Below are 18549 nucleotides of genomic sequence, written 5' to 3'. Positions count from 1 at the left end.
TTATGTTAACAAATCGACAGAAGAAGTTTTTACAAAAATTGGCGATGAATATGGATCCGGTGGTGCAAATCGGCAAAAACGGTTTAGAAGATACAGTGATCGAGAGTGCGCGCAAGGCCATTACCAAGCGCGAATTAATCAAAGTTAAAATTCATCAGAATTCACCGGCGGAAAAAGATGCCACAATGAATACGTTAGCATCTGTGTTGCATGCTGAAACAGTACAACAGATCGGCGGTATAGGTGTATTTTTTCGCGCGAAAGAAAAAGATTCTAAGATTGAGTTGCCGGAGTCGTGAACAGCGACTTTCCAGCCTGTAAACGTGCGGTAGTGTATGCTAATGTTTACACTCGTTTTGCTGACGATTTTGAATTTGATCTAGGGGCGGAGATTGGGAGCAGTACACAAACATTGCATACACGCAGTCCTATGGGGTTGCAAGCTTTAGCACATACAAGTATTGTCTTTTCAGTACAGGACAAATAAGACGATGATGTTACACAAATGGAAAATTTGCTGGAAGTACCATTTCAAAACTGAAAAAGGTCGTCATGATGCAAAAGAATACATACTACTCATAGTTTTTTTGGTACTGTTGATCGTAATTCTCGGGATAGGAAGATAGCTTATGACAATGCCGCAACGAATTGGAATTTTCGGTGGGACATTTAATCCCATTCACCTTGGCCATCTGGTAATAGCGGAAGCGGCCTGGCAAGAATATGATTTGGACAAAGTGGTATTTGTTCCGGCTTCGCATCCACCGCATAAACAACAAAATTTAGATGTCGCACCGGATGAATTTCGATATGAGATGGTGCGCTTGGCGATCGCAGATAACCCGCATTTTGCCATTTCTGATGTCGAGTTACAGCGGGAAGGACTGTCTTATACGGTAGATACATTGCGATATTTTCACACGCAATATCCTTCCGGTACGGAATTCTATTTTATTGTTGGTACGGATACACTGGAACAATTGCCGACTTGGAAGTACATAGATGAATTGATTGAATTATGCCATTTTGTGAGCGCGTTGCGGCCTCATTACCAGGTCAACCGGGAGCATCTTACCGAACGCTTTGGGGATTTGGCGCAAACGCGTATCCATTATTTGGCAACGCCACAATTGGAAATCTCCGCGACAGATTTGCGCAGGCGTCTTTGCACAGGGCAGTCCGTACGTTATTTAATACCGGACGCTGTACGTTGCCGGCTGACAGAAAAGAGAGTTTATGACTGTTAAAACTGTTTCTACCAAAGAACTTCGCAAAAAAATGAAAGAATTGCTTTCCGAAAAGCGATATTGTCACTCACTGGGAGTTGCTCATACGGCAAGTGTTTTGGCGCAACAATTTGGCGGCGATCCCGAACAGGCGGAGCGCTGTGGCTTGGTTCATGATTGTGCGAAAGAAATGTCACTTACAGAAATGCATGAGTTGTTGGCGGATCAAAAGCAACAAATTTCGCCGATGATGTGGCATATGCGCAGTTTGTTGCACGGCCTTGCCGGGGCTGTATACGCTCAAAATAACTTCGGTTTTACGGACCCTGTAGAACTTGCCGCTATTGCGTATCATACTACGGGACGGGTGGCAATGAGCCGTCTTGAATTACTTATATTTGTAGCCGATTATATTGAGCCGATGCGTGAATATAGCGGTGTGGAACAGATCCGTGCCCTCGCCAAAACCGATTTGCACAAAGCTGCCTTGGCCGGCATTGATTCGACTATTCGTCATCTATTGAATTTGGGGCAGGAAATTTATGTGCCGACAGTAGATGTGCGTAATTATTTAATAAGGGAAACGCAGCAAGCATGAATGACGAAAGAATAAAGATGCCGAAACGGCGACGTAAGAAACGCAGAGGCTGGCTTTCACGGTTAAAATGGATAGTCATGTTGTTGTGCTTTTTGCTTTTGATCGGTACTGTATATTGGTTCGTACAACAAAAAACACATGACAACGGCACCAAAGAATTGGTACAGGGAACGGCAGATACACCGATTTATATCTTGGCAACGGGAATTGATCAAAGTGAGCCGCAAACAGCTGATACCATTATGCTTATTGCCGTTAACTTTCAAAAACAAACAGCAGCTGCGATTTCACTTTTGCCAAATATGGGATCACCGACCGAAGACGGACACGTGCCGCTTTTAAAGGATTCGTATAGGGTTGGCGGGATCGTTGCATTAAAAGAGCAGGTAGAGCGCTCATTTCAGATTTTTATTCCTTACTATGTGGTAGTTGACGAATCGCACTTTGCATCTTGGCTTGATACGCGTGGTCCAGTGTCACTGTATGTAGAAAAAAACATGGAATACGACGATGGCATGACCACACCTATTCGTTTAGCACAAGGTTACCAGGAGCTTGACGGTAATCAAGCGATTGCTTACTTACGGTATCGCGACTCTATTGCTGATGAACTGGGGCGTGTTCAACGTCAACAACGATTTTTGAAAGCATATCTTTCACAACTGCAAAAACAATATAGTTGGGTAAACTACATGTATACATATTTTGGGTGGGATCATTTTACGAGTAATATTTCAGCAGGCGACGGAGCGAAACTGGTATATGAATTGACGAAAATACCACCTGAAAATGTTGCTTTTTACATCGTACCGGGGGAGTCGCAAACGGCTGGAGAAGTTCATTACTGGCAAATAGATCCGATCGGTAGTCAAACGTTGATTGGTAAGACCTTGACTACGAATATGGCAAATTAGGAAGGGGAAAATATGGAAATTAAGCAGCTAACGGAACAGGTTGTATCCTTATTGGAAAGTAAAAAAGGTAAACAGATCAAAGTTTTAAATATGGACGGTATTACTACGCTGGCGGATTATTTTATTTTGGTGAATGCAGGAAACAAAAAGCATTCACAGGCATTGGCTGACGAAGTGACTAAGCTGTTAGCAGATAATAATGTAGAGCTTTTACGAGAAAACGGATACCGTGAGGGAACCTGGATTTTGCAGGACTTCGGATCGCTTATCGTCCATATCTTTGTGCCGGAAGAACGCACTTACTATGACTTGGACACAATGTGGGGAGACGCCAAAATTGAACAGCAAATCAGCGGCGACCAATAACGTAACGTTAAAAGAAAATACGCTTGTCACTCTTAGGGTCGCACGTACCGGTGAAATGGGAGCCTTTTTGGATGCCGGCACCGGAAATACTTCGGATGATATTCTGCTGCATCATGATCAACAAACCACATCGGTCGAAACGGGAGATCTTGTGGATGTTTTTCTGTACCATGATCCCAAAGGCAGATTGACAGCGAGCATGCGTTTACCGCGTATTCAACCGGGGCAAATTGCATATGCTGAAGTAATTCAACGCACACGCTTTGGTGCCTTCGTTGACTTAGGGACTGAGCGCGGTATCTTTTTACCATTTGCCGAAATGAAAGGGAATCTTCACGAAGGTGATCGCGTTTGGGTCCGTCTTTACGAAGATAAATCCGGCCGACTGGCGGTGAGCATGGATGTAGGTTTAGCCATGCAATCCATTGCCAAACCCAGTGAGGGCATTGAGCGTGGCGATGAAGTAACGGCGGCGATTTATAATATTACCGCAGACGGAGCATTGGGAATCACGCCGCAAAAATATTTGGTTTTTGTTCATCGTGATGAATGGGATCATACGATTTTGGTAGGAGAAATGGTCAAGGCACGGGTTACATTCGTGCGCGCGGACGGTCGTTTGAATGCATCGCTACGTGCACAAAAAGAAACCGCAATAGCCACGGATGCAGCCACGATCCTTGCTTATTTGGAAGCACGTGGCGGTGTAATGCCGTATACAGACAAAAGCGATCCAACGGTCATTCGTCGTCAATTTAACCTCAGTAAAAGTGCGTTCAAACGCGCACTTGGGCATTTAATGAAACAAGAAAAAATTACCCAAGACAATGTGCAGACACGATTAGTGGAGTAGAATTATGAAGATTGTGATTATCGGTGCCGGCAAAGTAGGATACACGCTTGCCCAGCGCTTATCGGAAGAAGATCATGATGTCATCCTGATAGATGAAAATTCCGAGCGGATTGATTTGATTCGCAGCTATCTGGAAGCTATGCTGATGGTAGGTAACGGAGCCAATCCCGGTCTGCTTATGGACATCGGCATGGAAGATACGGAACTTTTCGTCGCTGTGACTGATCGTGACGAAGTAAATCTTTTATCCTGCTACATTGCCAAGCAGTTGGGGGCGACGCAAACCATTGCGCGTGTCCGTGCCAAAGAATACATCTTGCAAAATAATAATCCGGCGTTAGCATCGCTCGGTTTGAACCTCATTATTAACACAGAAATGGTTACAGCCAATGAAGTAATGCAGATTATCAAGATGCCGAATGCCTTGGATGTTGAAAACTTTGCGAATGGCAAAGTCCGACTCTTGGAAATTAAAGCACGTGATAATGAAGACATGTTGGGACAACGGATTCGTGATTTGGAAATTCCCGACAAAGTTCTGATCGTCGGCATTTTCCGACATGGACGTATGATCATTCCAAACGGGGATGATACGCTTCAAATGCTTGATAATGTATTCTTTCTCGGCGAACGTCAAGCGATTGAAGGACTTGAAGAAGAACTCTCTACGACCCGTACACGGATTCAAAATGTTTTGCTGGTGGGTGCTGGACTGGTTGGTCGTAATTTGGCTATTCTTTTAGAAAAAGCCAATTACCATGTCAAAGTTATCGAAAAAGATTATGAGCGTTGCGAACTCCTTTCAGCGGAAACCGACAACGTGATCGTCATTAATGGTGACGGCACTGATGTCGATCTTTTGCGTGACGAGGAAGTGGGCGATTATGATGCGATTGTTTGTTTGACCGATGATGATAAACTCAATTTACTCGTCGCATTAATGGCACGTCATTTTGGTGTCCAACGAACTCTTGTACGTGTCGGACGACCGGAATACATAGACTTGATGGAACAAGTGGGGATCGATATCGTATTTTCGCCGCGTTTACTGACTTCGAACGAAATTTTACGACAGATTCGCAAAGGGGAAGTGCTTTCCATCAGTAGTTTTGAGGACTCGAAGGCGGTGGCTTTGGAATTGAAAGTAACCGAGCAAAATCCTCTTGTGCATCGTCCGTTGGCGGAAATTAATTTGCCGGGGACAACCTTACTGGCAGCTATTGTTCGCGGTGAGGAAACGATAGTACCAAATGGACGTACGGTGTGTGAGCCGGGCGATCAAATTGTACTATTTACACTGCCGGAATATAGTGATGCGGTAATTTCGTATATGGAAGCATAGTATGAATAAAAAGATGAAAGCCGTTTGTGCCTTGTTAGGGAAAGTGGTTATGGTGTTTTCCCTTGTTATGCTGGTGCCTTTTTTCTATGGCATTTGTATTAACGAGTGGATTTGGCCGCTTTTCTTTAGTGCTTTAATTACATTGGCATTGGGAATATTGATTGACCGCAACGGTCAAAAAATCACATCCATTTCACTTAGTCAAGGGTTCGTACTGGTTTCGTTTACTTGGATTTTAGCCTCCTTGGTGGGCGCACTGCCCTACTACATGTGGAATGAACTTCCCAGTTTCGTGGATGCGCTTTTTGAATCGGTTTCCGGCTATACGGCGACCGGTGCTACCGTTATTTTGGACGTCGACGGGATGCCACGTCCGTTACTGTTGTATCGCAGTATGACACACTGGTTTGGCGGTATGGGGATCATTATTCTTTTGCTCGCGTTTCTGCGCAGCTTAGGGCCGGAGGCAGCGAACCTTTTTAATGCCGAAGCAGCGATTAACGGCTATGGTCAAATTATGCCGCGCATTCGCAAATACGCCATCACGCTGTGGGGAATCTATTGCCTTTTTTCGGCCGTATTGTTTGGGCTCTTATGTTTGGCAGGAATGCCGATTTTTGAAGCGCTGAATTATGCTATGTCAATTATTGCAACCGGCGGCTTTGCGGCTCGCAGCGCCGGAACGTTTATTTATGAAGAAAATTATGTCATTCAGGCAATTTTTATTTTATTTATGGTTCTTTCCGGCGGTAACTACGGTCTGTATTATTTAGGGTGGAAAAAAGGGTTTCGCCTCATTTTTAAAGATACCGAATTTCGAGTGTATATTTCCATTTTGTGTGTAGGCGCGTTAGTTATTGCGAGCACACTCTTTTTCAAGCAAAATACTACGATTTTAGAGAGTTTAATGGATGGATTCTTCACCATGACATCCATGCAAACCGGCTCAGGGTTTGCAGTAGCTGATTATGATCTTTGGCCCCCGTTTGCCAAAACCATTTTATTTATTGCCATGTTTATTGGTGGCTGTTCAGGCTCCACGACCGGCAGCGTCAAAGTGATTCGCTACATTTATATCGGTAAAGCCATTTGGGCCTATTTGCAGCAAATGATTCATCCGGGTATGGTGAAAGTAGTCAAATATAATGGGGAGGCGGTACCGAACAAAAAAGTTATGGTAACTCTTATTTTCTTCATCTTGTACATTTTGATTTTGTTTACATCGACATTATTGGTAACCTTGACTGGCATGCCGATTATGGAATCTCTGACGGGGGTTGCCAGCACATTGGGTAATGTCGGCTTGGCGTTCGGCCATTTAGGACCGACCGGTTCATATGCATTGGCACATCCCTGGGCCAAGGTCGTATTTATTGTCGACATGTTGTTGGGACGTTTGGAGTTGTTGACATTGCTGGTCATGTTGCATCCCGGCTTTTGGTCGAACTTTTTGCGCAAAGATAAAAAGCGTTTACAGAATGCAAAAAAGCGACGCTACTTGTAATGAAATCTTGACACTGTACAGGAAAACCGATATACTATCAAAGTAAGTCTTGCGGCCCGGTGGTGTAGTGGTTAACATGCCGCCCTGTCACGGCGGAGATCGTCGGTTCAAATCCGATCCGGGTCGCCATTTTTCTTTTTTATTTGCCTCGGTAGCTCAGTCGGTAGAGCAGAGGACTGAAAATCCTCGTGTCGGCAGTTCGATTCTGCCCTGAGGCACCATCATGCGGGAATAGCTCAGTGGTAGAGCATCGCCTTGCCAAGGCGAGGGTCGCGAGTTCGAATCTCGTTTCCCGCTCCATTGTGGCGGCATAGCCAAGCGGTAAGGCAGAGGTCTGCAAAACCTTTATCCCCAGTTCGATTCTGGGTGCCGCCTCCACATTTGCCGGGGTGGCGGAACAGGCAGACGCAACGGACTTAAAATCCGTCGAATCGAGAGATTCGTACCGGTTCGATTCCGGTCCTCGGCACCAATTTTTGGTCATAAGATTTATTAAGAAAAAAACCGATTCATGCGAATCGGTTTTTTTGTTGCGCCAAATGGCACGAATAAATATGCTGCGAATCAAAAATCGTAGCCGAAGTTCTTAATAGAAACGATTTTGGGTGACATCAGCACGTATCATGAATACACAATGGCATAATGCGTGTTGTAATATGCTCAAAAAAATAATTATTAAGGATATAAACTTTTTACGAGTAGCAAGGAATTGGTTCTTAGAGTTGATAAAGTCTTCGCGATAGGACAAAATGAATTTACAAAAAAAGAACCGATTGATACGGTTCTTTAACTTTCTTTTTGCGGTGGGACAAGCAACGTTTTTTGGTGAGTATAATGCACAAATCCGGGTGGCGTGCCTTGTGGCTTTTTGATGTATTTACGAAAGGTATAATCTACTTCGACCTTCGGGGCTGTTTTGGCTTTGCTGTAGTACGCAGCCAGTTGCGCCGCATAGGTAATGACCTCCTCGGTGAAGGACTCACCGGGATTGGCAAAGATGATAACGTGGGAACCCGGAATTTCTTTGGCATGGAGCCAAAGGTCATCAGGACCTGCCGTTTTAAGAGTCAAGGTTTCATTTTGCACATTGTTGCGTCCGATCTCAATGCGGTAGCCGTCGTAGTTCAGTGACAGCGGTTGCGATTTTGTGCTTAATGAGCGATGATTGTGATTCTTTTGCTTTTTAGGCCGCAAGGCATCCAATTCGTTTTCTAAATCGGTCAGTTCCGGTGCTTGCAAAGACTCCTCAAGAAAATACGCAAGGGAATCTAAATACCGGAGATTCTGCTCCGATTTTTTCAAAAAAGGCAAAGCCTGTGTTTTTCTTTTTTTCAAACGATTATACCGCTTGTAATAAAGTTGCGCATTTTCCGCCAGCGACCATTCCGCGCGCAGAGGTATGGTAACATCTTCCTGCTGATCAGAAAGCAAATTGGGAAGTGTAATTTTTGTGCGATATTCATGTGGTAAATACGCATGAATAGACAAAAGATCACCGTATAATTTGTCAGTTTCAAGACGATCCGTTTCCGCCATTTCCCGGCGGATTTTTTGTTGCTTAGTGCGTTCCTTTTTTTGCATAGAGCGAATACGTTGGCGCAGGCGCTGGATGCGTTCTTCGTATTGCGAAAAAAGTTCTGCAGAAGCAAACGCCTGATTAGGATCAGAGAATTCTGCGACTTTATCCATCTGCCATTCCCAAAATAGGAAAGGAGACAGCCACGCTTCGCGGCCGTGTTTATAAAAATATACGTTAGATTGCGTCATGAAAAGTTTCTGCAATGTTGCCAAGCATGTCATCAACTCTTTTTTTGACGCAGAGGAAAGCTCTGCCAACGTCATTTCCGGAACGAGTTGTAAGCGTGTGTTTAACAGCCTGGTTAACGGACGAGAAAAACCGTTAAAATAAGTGGCAAGTGCTTGTGTAAGAGTGAGCTCCTGTGGTAATTCGCCGATTAAGTTCAATATTTCCTGTGGTGTCAATTCGAGCCAGAATATTTTTTCGCTGTGCGGCGGTTCACTATAGGTTTGACCGGGAGCGAGATCACGGCGCGAAGAGGGTTTGCGATGTAACGCATCGATAACTTGTCCGTCAACAGTTAATACCAGATTTGGTGCATTCGGAATCAGTTCTAATTCGAGCTTTTTAGAGACAATTTTTCCTTGGGCTTCAATGCGCTGAAATGTGGCGGTGACCCATTTATCACCATAGCGTGCTGCAATTTCCGTAAGTGTGGCGCCCTCCAGATGTTTGCGCAAAACCATGCAAAAATTGTTGGTAGGAGTATTGTTTCCTGCCGGCTTTTTATGACTCCACCAAGTTCGTGGCGATGATTGTAAGGAGACTTGCCAGGCGCGTGTACCTCGAGGCAAAAGCATTGTTAAGCTGAACGTGGATGTATCTAAAATTCGAATGTTGCCGAGCTTTGCGCCTTGTAATTCTTCTTTTGCAAGTAAAGCCCATTTTGTAAAAAGCAAACTGTCAATATTCATCTAAACCTTCCATTTCCTCCGTCTATATCTGCTAAGTCTCTTCATTTTACATCAGTTACTGAAAATGGTAAAATAGCTTAAATGGAGGTATTGTATGCAGTTTACAAAGTGGCATGGTTTGGGAAACGATTTTGTTTTACTGGACGGACTTATTGAAGAAGTGGTGATGACACCTTCTTTAGCACGCCAACTATGCGATCGTAAACGCGGCATCGGCGCAGACGGTGTAGCGATCATACTACCTCCCGAAAATTCTCACTATGATTTAGAAATGCGGATTTATAATGCGAACGGAACCATTGCGGAGATGTGCGGCAATGTAACCCGTTGTGTGGCTGCCTATGCAACACAGCAGCAGCCGGACAAAAAGCATTGGCGTATTTTGACAGCCACCGGGGTCATGCAGGCTGATGTGATTAACCATACGCCGCAGGAATCAGAGGTCACCGTAATCATGAGCGTACCTAAATTACGACGCGGTGACATCGGTATAACTGCGGATAAGGAGCAGCCTGCGCAAAATATTCAAATCGATCTTGATGGAAAGACGCTTACATTTACCGGTGTTTCTATGGGGAATCCGCACATTGTTACATTCGTTGATGATGTCGATACAGTGCCGTTGGGAGATTGGGGGCCTCAGATCGAAACAAATCCGCTATTTAGCGAAAAGACGAATGTGGAGTTTGCACAAGTTTTGTCTGCGAATGAAATCCGCATGCGTGTTTGGGAACGCGGCGTAGGTATTACGGAAGCGTGCGGAACAGGTTCATGTGCGACATTGGTAGCGGCTGTTGCCAACCAACTGATGAAAAATACAGCGACGTTAATTTTGGACGGCGGACGGCTGCAAATAACTTGGCCGGGTGTTGGGAAACCGGTACAAATGACAGGTCCGGCAGTAGAGGTATTCAGTGGCGAATATAAAAGAATCGGAGAAAACAATGATGAATGTACGATTAATTAATATCGGATTTGGCAATATGGTTTCCGCCAGTCGACTGATGGCAATCATTAGTCCGGAATCAGCTCCGATCAAGCGTATGATCCAAGAAGCCCGCGAAGGGAGTATTCTGGTAGATGCAACGTATGGCCGGAAAACTCGCGCCGTTTTGATTATGGACAGCGGGCAGATTATTCTATCAGCTATCCAGCCGGAAACCATTGCCAACCGGTTACATGAATTCGGCGAAGAATGGGATGAAGAAAAAGAATGAGCGCGGAGTATAAACATGACGAAGGCGTACTTTTAGTGGTCTCAGGTCCTTCCGGTGCAGGTAAGGGCACGATTTGTGATGCACTGCGCCGGCTTCATCCGGAAATTCGTTACTCCATTTCGGTTACCACCCGGCCGCAACGAGTAGGTGAGGTTGACGGGGTCAATTATTTCTTTACTTCTGTCGATAAGTTTAAAAACATGTTGAAACAAGACGCCTTTCTTGAATATGCCGAAGTTTATAACAATTACTACGGCACACCGAGAAAGCAAGTACTTGATTTGGTTCATGAAGGTAAAACGGTCTTGCTTGAGATCGATATTCAAGGCGCGATGCAGGTCAAGAAAAAATATCCCGAAGGGATTTTTATTTACATTGTCCCACCATCTTTACAGGAGCTCTCTCATCGTTTGTATGCTCGGGATACTGATTCCAAAGAAGTGATTCAAATGCGTCTTGCGAAAGTGATTGGCGAACTCGAGTTAGCGCACCAATATGACTACATCGTTGTCAATGATAAATTGGATGAAGCCGTAGATAAAGTTCGCGCCATTATGGTGGCAGAACGTTGTAAACTGTCGCGTAATAAAGAGCAAATCGATACTATTTTTGAAAAGTATATTACCAGGGAGGTTATGTAGTTATGGTATTCCCATCAATTGATGACTTATTGGAGCGTGTAGACAGTAAATATACCTTGGTTTCTATGGTGGCTAAACGAGCACGAGAACTCACCGAAGGAGCGGAGGCATTGGTAGAAGCTGATGAGAAAAAGCCGACAACGATTGCTTTAGAAGAAATTTATTACGGTAAAGTCAAGAAAGCGGCTACCCATCCGGCGGGAAATATACGATAATGGAACGCTTACAAGGGAAAAAAGTAGTTCTTGGCGTAAGCGGCGGTATTGCTGTTTACAAAGCGCTTTTTTTGGTTAGAGAGCTGCGTCGACATGGCGCGGAAGTTCATGTGATTATGACGGAACACGCAACGAAGTTGGTGGCGCCGCTTTCTTTTCGTGAGCTTTCCGGTCAGCCGGTTACGACGACGATGTGGGGAGAAATCACCCATTGGAATGTAGAACACATTGCTCTGGCTAACTTGGCGGATGTTTTCGTCTTGGCTCCGGCGACCGCAAATTTAATTGGCAAAGTAGCCAACGGGATTGCCGATGATATGCTGACGACAACCGTAATGGCAACACCCGCTCCGGTAGTTGTCGTGCCGGCGATGAATACCCGAATGTACGAAAATCCTTTTACGCAAAGCAATTTACAAAAGTTGGCTAGTGCGGGCTATACCGTCATCGAACCGGAATCGGGGGATATGGCCTGCGGTACAAACGGTAAGGGGCGCTTCCCCGCCGTAGAGACAATCGTTGCCACCATTGAAAGAGTGGCGTCGCAAGGTCTGTTGCAAGGTAAAAAAGTGGTTGTCAGCGCCGGTGGGACACGCGAGGCTATTGACCCGGTACGGTATCTCTCCAACCGCTCCAGCGGCAAAATGGGGTATGCGGTAGCCGCTGCTGCAGCTTGCCAGGGAGCCGAAGTGGTCTTGGTCAGTGCGGCAACATCGCTGCCGGAAGTTCCCGGTGTACGTATCGTTCATGTCAATAGCGCGCGGGAAATGAAGGACGCCATTGATGCCGAATTTGATACTGCCGATATTGTCGTCAAAGCGGCAGCTGTTGCAGATTATCGCCCGGCGAAAACTGCATCTCAAAAAATCAAAAAACAGGACGACGATATGCGAATCAAGCTGGTACGCAATCCTGATATTTTATATGAACTGGGCCAACGTAAAAAGCAACAAATTTTGATCGGGTTTGCGGCGGAAACCCAAAATGTTTTGGAATATGCTAAGGGCAAATTGGTCAAGAAAAATTTGGATATGTTGGTGGCCAATAATGTGGCTGCCCCCGGCGCCGGTTTCCAGACGGAGACTAACATCGTAACGTTTGTCTATCGTGACGGCAGTCACGAATCTTTGGATATCATGACTAAAGACCGGGTGGCGGAAGAGATCATCAAACGGGCGGCGAAGTTGGCAAACGCTTGCAAAAAATAGCATAATATCATAAAATAATAATTGTACTCATCCAGAGTGGTGGAGGGATTCGGCCCGTAGAAGCCACAGCAACCGGTTCAATTCGGTGCTACATCCGACAGGCAACTGGAAGATGAGGGAAATCCCTCATGGAGGGATTTTTTTATGCAAAAGGAGCGAATATTTTGGCAGAAAGAGAATTCTTTACTTCAGAATCGGTAACGGAAGGACATCCGGATAAAATTGCCGATCAAATTTCAGACAATATTTTGGACGCGATTTTGGCACAGGACCCGGATGGACGAGTTGCCTGTGAAACAGTAGTCAGCACCGGTTTAGTACACGTTGTTGGTGAAATATCGACATCCTGCTCCATTGATATCAATAAAATTATTCGTGAGACGATTCGACGCATCGGTTATGATCGTGCGAAATACGGATTTGATGCGGATACTTGCGGGGTGTTGGTATCGATTGATGAACAGTCGCAAGATATCGCTATCGGTGTAGACAGCTCGTGGGAAGCAAAAGAAAAAAGTGAAGACATCTTTGACGAAATCGGTGCCGGCGATCAAGGCCTTATGTTCGGCTATGCGGTTCGCGAAACACCTGAATTGATGCCGTTGCCGATCTCGTTAGCACATCGTTTGGCGCGACGGTTGGCGGAAGTTCGCAAGGACGGTATTTTGCCGTATTTGCGTCCGGACGGTAAAACACAAGTAACCGTAGAATATGTGGATGGTAAGCCGGTACATATTGATACAATCGTTATCTCGACACAGCATAGCCCCGAAGTAGAGATAGCAGAATTACGTGACGATATTATCGAGCAGGTCATCAAGCCTATTTTGCCGGATAACTTGTATGACAATAAAACGAAGCTCTATATTAATCCTACAGGGCGCTTTGTCATTGGCGGTCCGCAAGGGGACGCCGGCTTGACCGGTCGTAAAATTATTGTGGATACCTATGGCGGGATGGCTCGCCACGGCGGCGGTGCATTTTCCGGTAAAGATCCGACAAAAGTAGATCGCTCGGCGGCTTATGCAGCACGTCACGTGGCGAAAAATATTGTCGCGTCGGGGATTGCAGATCGATGTGAAATTCAGCTGGCATATGCGATCGGCGTAGCGCACCCGGTGTCAATTTTAGTCAACACCTTTGACACGGGTAAGATCCCTAATGAAAAAATCACGGACCTGGTTCGCACCCATTTTGATTTACGACCGGCAGCAATAATTCGCGATCTTGACTTACAACGACCGATTTATGCACAGACCGCGTCCTACGGGCACTTCGGTAGAACGGATATTGATTTGCCGTGGGAGCGCACCGATAAAGCAGATGAATTGCGTAAAGATGCAGGATTATAAGAAGACGGTATATGCCGTCTTCTTTTCACATAGGAGAGTTTATGACGGTAGCTGAAATTATCATTAACCGACCGACTAAGCATTTACAAAAATGTTTTTCATACCGTATTCCCGCTCATTTGGAATATATCACTCCCGGTTGGCGAGTGATTGTTCCATGGGGAACCGGTCACGAAGAGGGGATCGTTTGGAAGACTCGGTCGGAAACTTTTGAGGATACAACGCGCGAGTTGAAAAGTATTTTTGAGGCAATAGGAGATAATGCCTGGTTTACATCGGAAATGCTGGCACTTGCTGAATGGTTGGCAATGTACTATGCGTGTCCATTGATTGAAGCATTGCGTTTATTTTTAGTGGATAAAAAGACGATTAAAGGCCAAACGCGCTATAGCTTAACGGTATCAGGACAAAAAAAAATAGCACCTGAGAATATTCCTACAAACCATCAAAAACTTCTGAAGAATTATTTTCCCAATATGCTGGAGGCACTTGCCAATGGCTGGATTAAAGGTGAACTAAAACAGCTGAGTGATTCGCGATTCGCGAGTGAAATCGTTTGGGATGCAGCCATTGAACCCACACAATCACAACTTATGCGTACGCCTCGTCAGCAGGAGCTGGTTCTCTTTTTAACAGAGCATCCGGAGCAAACATCAGCAGAGTTAAATGCTGCGGGATTTTCTGCCGCGTTACGTAAATCTGCGCTAAGCAATGGTTATGTAAGCACTCACGAAAAGTGCAGCGACCATACCGGTATCCCGGATCATTTACCTCCACTTACCTCGGCACAGAAGCAAGCGTGGGCATCCATTCTGTCAGCCTTAAATGAACAGCGTAATGAAACGTTTTTGCTACATGGAGTCACTGCCAGCGGCAAAACGGAAATATACTTGCGCGCTGCCGCTAACGCCGTAGAGAAAGGCAAGAACGTATTGATTTTGACGCCGGAAATTTCGCTAACGGATCAAGTGGTGCGTCGCTTTACGGCACGCTTCGGAGCGGAAAAAATTTTTTGTCAGCACAGCGGTCTGACGGAGCTGGAGCGCTTTAATAACTGGCGGCGTGTGCGCGCGGGCCGGGGAAATATTGTAATCGGACCACGTTCCGCCGTATTCATGCCGGCAGAAGACATCGGCCTTATTGTTATCGATGAAGAATACGATGCCAGCTACAAACAAAGTGAGCAGACACGGTATCATGCCAGACGTGTGGCGGAGTGGCGTGCACGTTGGCATCATTGTCCGCTCGTTTTAGGCGCGGCAACACCCTCGATGGAAAGTTATTATCGCGCTGAAAATGGCGAAATCACTACACTACTGCTCCCGGAACGTATCGGCGGTGTATCCTTACCGAAAATGCATATTGTCGATATGCGCAGCGAGCTGGAGGCGGGGAATCGTTCCATTCTTTCACGGGAATTGTATCAGACGATGCAGACGATGCTTTCGCAAGGACGTCAAATTATTTTGCTTTTAAACCGACGCGGCTATGCTACCCATGTTTCCTGTCGAACATGCGGTTATGTTTTAACCTGTCCTCATTGCGACTTGCCTTATACCTATCATTTACCGACTCATACTTTACAATGCCATCGTTGCGGCGGCGCACGGGAGATGCCCGCAAGCTGCCCAAATTGTGGCAGTAAAGCGATTAAATATTTTGGACTCGGCACGCAACGCGCGCAAAAAGTGGTAGCGGAAGCATTTCCCCGGGCGAAAGTTCTGCGTTTGGATACGGATAATGCAGGGAATGCAAGGCGGCGCGCAGAAATTTTAGATACCTTTGCACAAGGGAAAGCCGATATTTTATTGGGAACGCAGCTGGTGGCGAAAGGCCATGATATTCCTAATGTCGGCTGTGTCGGAATTTTAAGCATCGATGCATTATTAAATCGCCCGCAATATAATGCGGCGGAACAGGTATTTCAATTGGTTGTGCAAGCAGCCGGACGCGCAGGACGTAAAGACGGTGATGGGCGCGTCATTGTGCAGACATACCATCCGGGGCATTATGCATTGCAGGCGGCCTGCACCGATGAATGGCAGAATTTTTATACCGAAGAACTTGAACTGCGCGAGTATTTGCATTACCCGCCATTTTTTGAACGCGCTAAAATCAGCGCTTTTGCGGAGAGCCAAGAAAAAGCGCAAAGTCATTTACAAGTTCTATTTGATGATCTTGCAAAAATCCTTGCAGAAAAAGGGGTAGAAGTGGAATATACGGATATTTATCCTGATTATCAGGCTAAATTACGTGACCGGTTTTATATGTCGTTTCAAATAACAGCAAAAAATCTTAACACGGTTAGAGCGCATATCAAGAAAAGCGACCTATGGCAAGTAAATGGTATAATAATAGATATGGAAATGAGCTAACATACAAAAGAGGTGACACGATTGGCAATTCGTAAAATTGTATTGGCGGGCGCGCCCGTACTGAAAACAAAAGCGCAACCTGTTACAAAAATGACAAAATCGATTAAAACTTTGCTGAAGGATATGAAAGATACGTTATATGATGCCAACGGCGTGGGCCTTGCAGCACCACAAGTCGGTGAATCGTTGCGGATCTTTGTGATTGATGACGGCAACGGTTATGTGGAATATATTAACCCGGAAATTATTACTTTATCTGACGAAAAAGAAGAAATGACGGAAGGTTGCTTAAGTGTTCCTGGTTTTGTGGGAGTGGTCGAGCGCTCTACCAGCGTTACTGTACGATATGAAGATCGTAATGGGCGTACGCATGAGGTAAGAGCAACGGGACTGTTGGCGCAGGCTATCCAACATGAAAATGACCATATTGATGGTACTCTTTACATCGAACGTGCGAAAAATTTGTACAAAGAAAATGAAGGAACGATCGAATGAGAGTCGTTTTTATGGGGACGCCGCAATTTGCTGTACCCTGTCTGGAGTCGGTACTAACACATCCGAAAGCGGAAATTGTCGGTGTATATACACAACCGGATCGCGTCAATCGTCGCGGTAAAAAAATGAGCTTTTCACCGGTGAAAGAGTGTGCCCGTACGCATGGTTTGTCGTTGTATCAGCCGGCAACACTGCGCGATGTCGACGCGCAAAAAAAATTACAGGAACTTGCACCGGAACTTTTGATCGTGGTGGCTTATGGTCAAATTCTCCCGGCAGAAGTTCTTGAAATTCCGCGTCTTGGTGCGATCAATGTTCACGCATCATTGTTGCCCAAGTATCGCGGCGCCGCACCTATGCAGTACAGTTTGCTCAATGGCGATAAGACGACCGGTGTCACTATTATGCATTTAGATGAAGGTATGGATACCGGCGATATCATCTTACAACGTCGGATCGATATTCCTATTGATTGGGATTTCAATCAATTATCTGCGCACTTGTCCTTACTCGGTGCGGAATCCTTGCAAGAGGTCTTGGCGGACGCGGATACAGCGATTGGTGACGCTACACCGCAAGTACACGATCGGGCTACATGTACCGGAAAAATTGCTAAAGAACAGGGAAGAATCCACTGGAATAAAAATGCGCGCACTATTCATAATTTAGTGCGTGCATTGCATACGAATCCGGGAACCTATACATTCTTTCGCGAAAAACGTTTGAAAATTCATCAAACCGCTCTGACAAAAGCGCATGCGATGCTTTTACCGGGTGAATTATTGGTGGACGGTACGGATGTTTTTGTCGGTACGGGTGAGGGGAGCTTGCAGCTTTTGCAAATGCAGCCGGAAAGCAAACGGAATATGCAGGCGGCTGAGTTTATTAACGGCTACCAAATAAAATCAGGTGAAACCCTTGGCGAACAAACAGATTGATGAAACGTTGCAAAATCGTAATCTCTGCCTGCGTTTGACCTTGTTGACGTGGGCAACATTAAGTGCGACCGCCTTTGCGATTGCGTATTTATTGGCGCCCGGCTTAGCTTTGCTGCATCCTGTTTTGCCGAATCTTGCATACGTTTTGGCGGCAGCGGGTGTGATCTTCAGCGGCGGCCTGATTGCAAGCATCGGCGTGGCGTTGGAAACCCATCATGAATTGCCCTTGGGGATTTTACGTAGCGCCAGTAAAGCGGTATATATTTTTTTACCGTATTGCATTTTATGGGGCAAAGTATTCCGTATTCCGAAAGAGCATGTCGCCCAGTCGTTGGTAGACTTAATCAATACATTGTCAGAGCGCTACCTGACGAAGCTCAAACCGGAAGATATTATGCTGCTGACACCGCATTGCTTGCAAAATGATACCTGTCCGATTAAAGTAACTCGCGATGCGTTTGCCTGTCGTGAATGCGGGCGTTGTCCGGTAGGAGGATTGGTTCATCTTGCAAAAACATATGGCGTCTCCTTATATATCGCGACCGGGGGAACCTTTGCGCGCCTTTTAGTAAAAAAACATCGTCCTAAAGCGATTATTGCGATCGCTTGTGAGCGGGACCTGGTTTTGGGAATGCGGGATGTTTTTCCGATTTTAGTGTTCGGGGTTTTAAATAGTCGTCCCTATGGTCCCTGTTTCAATACCCAAGTGGATCTGCAAAAAGTAGATAAAGTATTAGCCCATTTGTTAGGAGAAAAGAAGTCTGTTGAAAACTGCTCGAGAAATAGCGCTCGTCGTCTTGCGTAAGGTGCTT

General features: G+C 45.6%; 19 protein-coding genes, 5 tRNA genes and 1 riboswitch. Of the genes, 23 read left to right on the top strand and 1 reads right to left on the bottom strand.

The features are described 5' to 3' along the window. Nucleotides 1–2: 2 nt before the first annotated feature. The 13 genes from KIB08_RS00945 to KIB08_RS00880 all read left to right on the top strand — a co-directional run bounded on the left by KIB08_RS00945 (nt 3) and on the right by KIB08_RS00880 (nt 7275). A complete protein-coding gene (locus KIB08_RS00945; RefSeq protein ID WP_303988448.1) occupies nt 3–299 on the top strand; it encodes a YhbY family RNA-binding protein in 297 nt (98 codons plus the stop codon). Between the two features lie 336 nt (nt 300–635). After that, complete coding sequence (nadD, locus tag KIB08_RS00935; protein WP_368487373.1) at nt 636–1247, top strand: nicotinate-nucleotide adenylyltransferase; 612 nt, start codon at nt 636–638, stop codon at nt 1245–1247. Continuing rightward, a complete protein-coding gene (gene yqeK / locus KIB08_RS00930; RefSeq protein ID WP_303988444.1) occupies nt 1237–1824 on the top strand; it encodes a bis(5'-nucleosyl)-tetraphosphatase (symmetrical) YqeK in 588 nt (195 codons plus the stop codon). Before nadD ends, yqeK begins: the two co-directional genes overlap by 11 nt. Then, the gene (locus tag KIB08_RS00925; protein WP_303988442.1) at nt 1821–2738 is read left to right on the top strand and encodes an LCP family protein; all 918 of its coding nucleotides are present in this window, start codon (nt 1821–1823) and stop codon (nt 2736–2738) included. The genes yqeK and KIB08_RS00925 overlap by 4 nt, the downstream gene beginning before the upstream one ends. Nucleotides 2739–2750: 12 nt before the next feature. Then, nucleotides 2751–3104 carry a ribosome silencing factor gene (gene rsfS, locus KIB08_RS00920; RefSeq protein ID WP_303988440.1) on the top strand — a complete coding sequence of 118 codons (354 nt, stop codon included), beginning with the start codon at nt 2751–2753 and terminating at the stop codon, nt 3102–3104. Further along, nucleotides 3076–3957: a CvfB family protein gene (locus tag KIB08_RS00915; protein ID WP_303988438.1), complete on the top strand. Its 882-nt coding sequence runs from the start codon at nt 3076–3078 to the stop codon at nt 3955–3957. The genes rsfS and KIB08_RS00915 overlap by 29 nt, the downstream gene beginning before the upstream one ends. A 4-nt stretch (nt 3958–3961) precedes the next feature. Then, a complete protein-coding gene (gene trkA, locus KIB08_RS00910; RefSeq protein WP_303988437.1) occupies nt 3962–5299 on the top strand; it encodes a Trk system potassium transporter TrkA in 1338 nt (445 codons plus the stop codon). 1 nt (nt 5300) lies between these two features. Then, nucleotides 5301–6803, top strand: coding sequence for a TrkH family potassium uptake protein (locus KIB08_RS00905; RefSeq protein ID WP_303988436.1), 1503 nt, complete (start codon nt 5301–5303; stop codon nt 6801–6803). 53 nt (nt 6804–6856) lie between these two features. Further along, nucleotides 6857–6932, top strand: a tRNA-Asp gene (locus tag KIB08_RS00900). A gap of 16 nt (nt 6933–6948) precedes the next feature. Then, nucleotides 6949–7024: transfer RNA gene (locus KIB08_RS00895), tRNA-Phe, on the top strand. 4 nt (nt 7025–7028) lie between these two features. After that, a tRNA-Gly gene (locus KIB08_RS00890) sits at nt 7029–7103 on the top strand. A 4-nt stretch (nt 7104–7107) separates the two neighbouring features. Next, nucleotides 7108–7181: transfer RNA gene (locus KIB08_RS00885), tRNA-Cys, on the top strand. A gap of 5 nt (nt 7182–7186) precedes the next feature. Then, nucleotides 7187–7275: transfer RNA gene (locus tag KIB08_RS00880), tRNA-Leu, on the top strand. A gap of 314 nt (nt 7276–7589) precedes the next feature. Here KIB08_RS00880 and KIB08_RS00875 read toward each other — a convergent pair. Further along, on the bottom strand, nt 7590–9296 hold the full coding sequence (locus KIB08_RS00875; protein ID WP_303988434.1) for an Rqc2 family fibronectin-binding protein: 1707 nt from the start codon (nt 9294–9296) through the stop codon (nt 7590–7592). A gap of 94 nt (nt 9297–9390) precedes the next feature. Here KIB08_RS00875 and dapF point away from each other — a divergent pair, with 94 nt between their 5' ends. The 10 genes from dapF (at nt 9391) to KIB08_RS00825 (ending at nt 18542) form a co-directional block, all read left to right on the top strand. Then, nucleotides 9391–10263 (top strand): diaminopimelate epimerase, encoded by an 873-nt coding sequence (gene dapF / locus KIB08_RS00870; RefSeq protein ID WP_303988432.1) that lies wholly within the window; start codon nt 9391–9393, stop codon nt 10261–10263. Next, nucleotides 10244–10513, top strand: a complete 270-nt coding sequence (gene remA, locus KIB08_RS00865) for an extracellular matrix/biofilm regulator RemA (protein ID WP_303988624.1) — start codon at nt 10244–10246, stop codon at nt 10511–10513. Before dapF ends, remA begins: the two co-directional genes overlap by 20 nt. Then, entirely contained in the window at nt 10510–11154 is a 645-nt protein-coding gene (gmk, locus tag KIB08_RS00860) for a guanylate kinase (RefSeq protein WP_303988430.1), read from the top strand. Before remA ends, gmk begins: the two co-directional genes overlap by 4 nt. A gap of 2 nt (nt 11155–11156) precedes the next feature. Next, a complete protein-coding gene (rpoZ, locus tag KIB08_RS00855; RefSeq protein WP_303988429.1) occupies nt 11157–11369 on the top strand; it encodes a DNA-directed RNA polymerase subunit omega in 213 nt (70 codons plus the stop codon). Further along, complete coding sequence (gene coaBC, locus KIB08_RS00850; protein WP_303988427.1) at nt 11369–12577, top strand: bifunctional phosphopantothenoylcysteine decarboxylase/phosphopantothenate--cysteine ligase CoaBC; 1209 nt, start codon at nt 11369–11371, stop codon at nt 12575–12577. The genes rpoZ and coaBC overlap by 1 nt, the downstream gene beginning before the upstream one ends. Nucleotides 12578–12601: 24 nt before the next feature. Beyond that, nucleotides 12602–12696: riboswitch (SAM riboswitch) on the top strand. 45 nt (nt 12697–12741) lie between these two features. Further along, nucleotides 12742–13929, top strand: coding sequence for a methionine adenosyltransferase (gene metK, locus KIB08_RS00845; protein ID WP_303988425.1), 1188 nt, complete (start codon nt 12742–12744; stop codon nt 13927–13929). 41 nt (nt 13930–13970) lie between these two features. Further along, nucleotides 13971–16304 (top strand): replication restart helicase PriA, encoded by a 2334-nt coding sequence (gene priA, locus KIB08_RS00840; protein WP_303988423.1) that lies wholly within the window; start codon nt 13971–13973, stop codon nt 16302–16304. A gap of 12 nt (nt 16305–16316) precedes the next feature. Then, nucleotides 16317–16799, top strand: a complete 483-nt coding sequence (def, locus tag KIB08_RS00835) for a peptide deformylase (protein WP_438362028.1) — start codon at nt 16317–16319, stop codon at nt 16797–16799. Next, entirely contained in the window at nt 16796–17737 is a 942-nt protein-coding gene (gene fmt, locus KIB08_RS00830; RefSeq protein WP_303988419.1) for a methionyl-tRNA formyltransferase, read from the top strand. The genes def and fmt overlap by 4 nt, the downstream gene beginning before the upstream one ends. Continuing rightward, a complete protein-coding gene (locus KIB08_RS00825; RefSeq protein WP_303988417.1) occupies nt 17718–18542 on the top strand; it encodes a DUF116 domain-containing protein in 825 nt (274 codons plus the stop codon). Before fmt ends, KIB08_RS00825 begins: the two co-directional genes overlap by 20 nt. The last annotated feature ends 7 nt before the right edge of the window (nt 18543–18549 follow it).

Origin of the sequence: Negativicoccus succinicivorans, from assembly GCF_018372215.1 — a bacterium.
GTDB lineage: Bacteria > Bacillota > Negativicutes > Veillonellales > Negativicoccaceae > Negativicoccus.
Note: the sequence above shows the minus strand (reverse complement) of the source record. Positions and strands in the feature narration are given on the sequence as shown.

Coding starts and splice junctions, on each gene's coding strand:
- KIB08_RS00945 (WP_303988448.1), top strand. CDS start 3: ATGTTAACAAATCGACAGAAGAAGTTTTTACAAAAATTGGCGATGAAT.
- nadD (WP_368487373.1), top strand. CDS start 636: ATGCCGCAACGAATTGGAATTTTCGGTGGGACATTTAATCCCATTCAC.
- yqeK (WP_303988444.1), top strand. CDS start 1,237: ATGACTGTTAAAACTGTTTCTACCAAAGAACTTCGCAAAAAAATGAAA.
- KIB08_RS00925 (WP_303988442.1), top strand. CDS start 1,821: ATGAATGACGAAAGAATAAAGATGCCGAAACGGCGACGTAAGAAACGC.
- rsfS (WP_303988440.1), top strand. CDS start 2,751: ATGGAAATTAAGCAGCTAACGGAACAGGTTGTATCCTTATTGGAAAGT.
- trkA (WP_303988437.1), top strand. CDS start 3,962: ATGAAGATTGTGATTATCGGTGCCGGCAAAGTAGGATACACGCTTGCC.
- KIB08_RS00905 (WP_303988436.1), top strand. CDS start 5,301: ATGAATAAAAAGATGAAAGCCGTTTGTGCCTTGTTAGGGAAAGTGGTT.
- KIB08_RS00875 (WP_303988434.1), bottom strand. CDS start 9,296: ATGAATATTGACAGTTTGCTTTTTACAAAATGGGCTTTACTTGCAAAA.
- dapF (WP_303988432.1), top strand. CDS start 9,391: ATGCAGTTTACAAAGTGGCATGGTTTGGGAAACGATTTTGTTTTACTG.
- remA (WP_303988624.1), top strand. CDS start 10,244: ATGAATGTACGATTAATTAATATCGGATTTGGCAATATGGTTTCCGCC.
- gmk (WP_303988430.1), top strand. CDS start 10,510: ATGAGCGCGGAGTATAAACATGACGAAGGCGTACTTTTAGTGGTCTCA.
- rpoZ (WP_303988429.1), top strand. CDS start 11,157: ATGGTATTCCCATCAATTGATGACTTATTGGAGCGTGTAGACAGTAAA.
- coaBC (WP_303988427.1), top strand. CDS start 11,369: ATGGAACGCTTACAAGGGAAAAAAGTAGTTCTTGGCGTAAGCGGCGGT.
- priA (WP_303988423.1), top strand. CDS start 13,971: ATGACGGTAGCTGAAATTATCATTAACCGACCGACTAAGCATTTACAA.
- fmt (WP_303988419.1), top strand. CDS start 16,796: ATGAGAGTCGTTTTTATGGGGACGCCGCAATTTGCTGTACCCTGTCTG.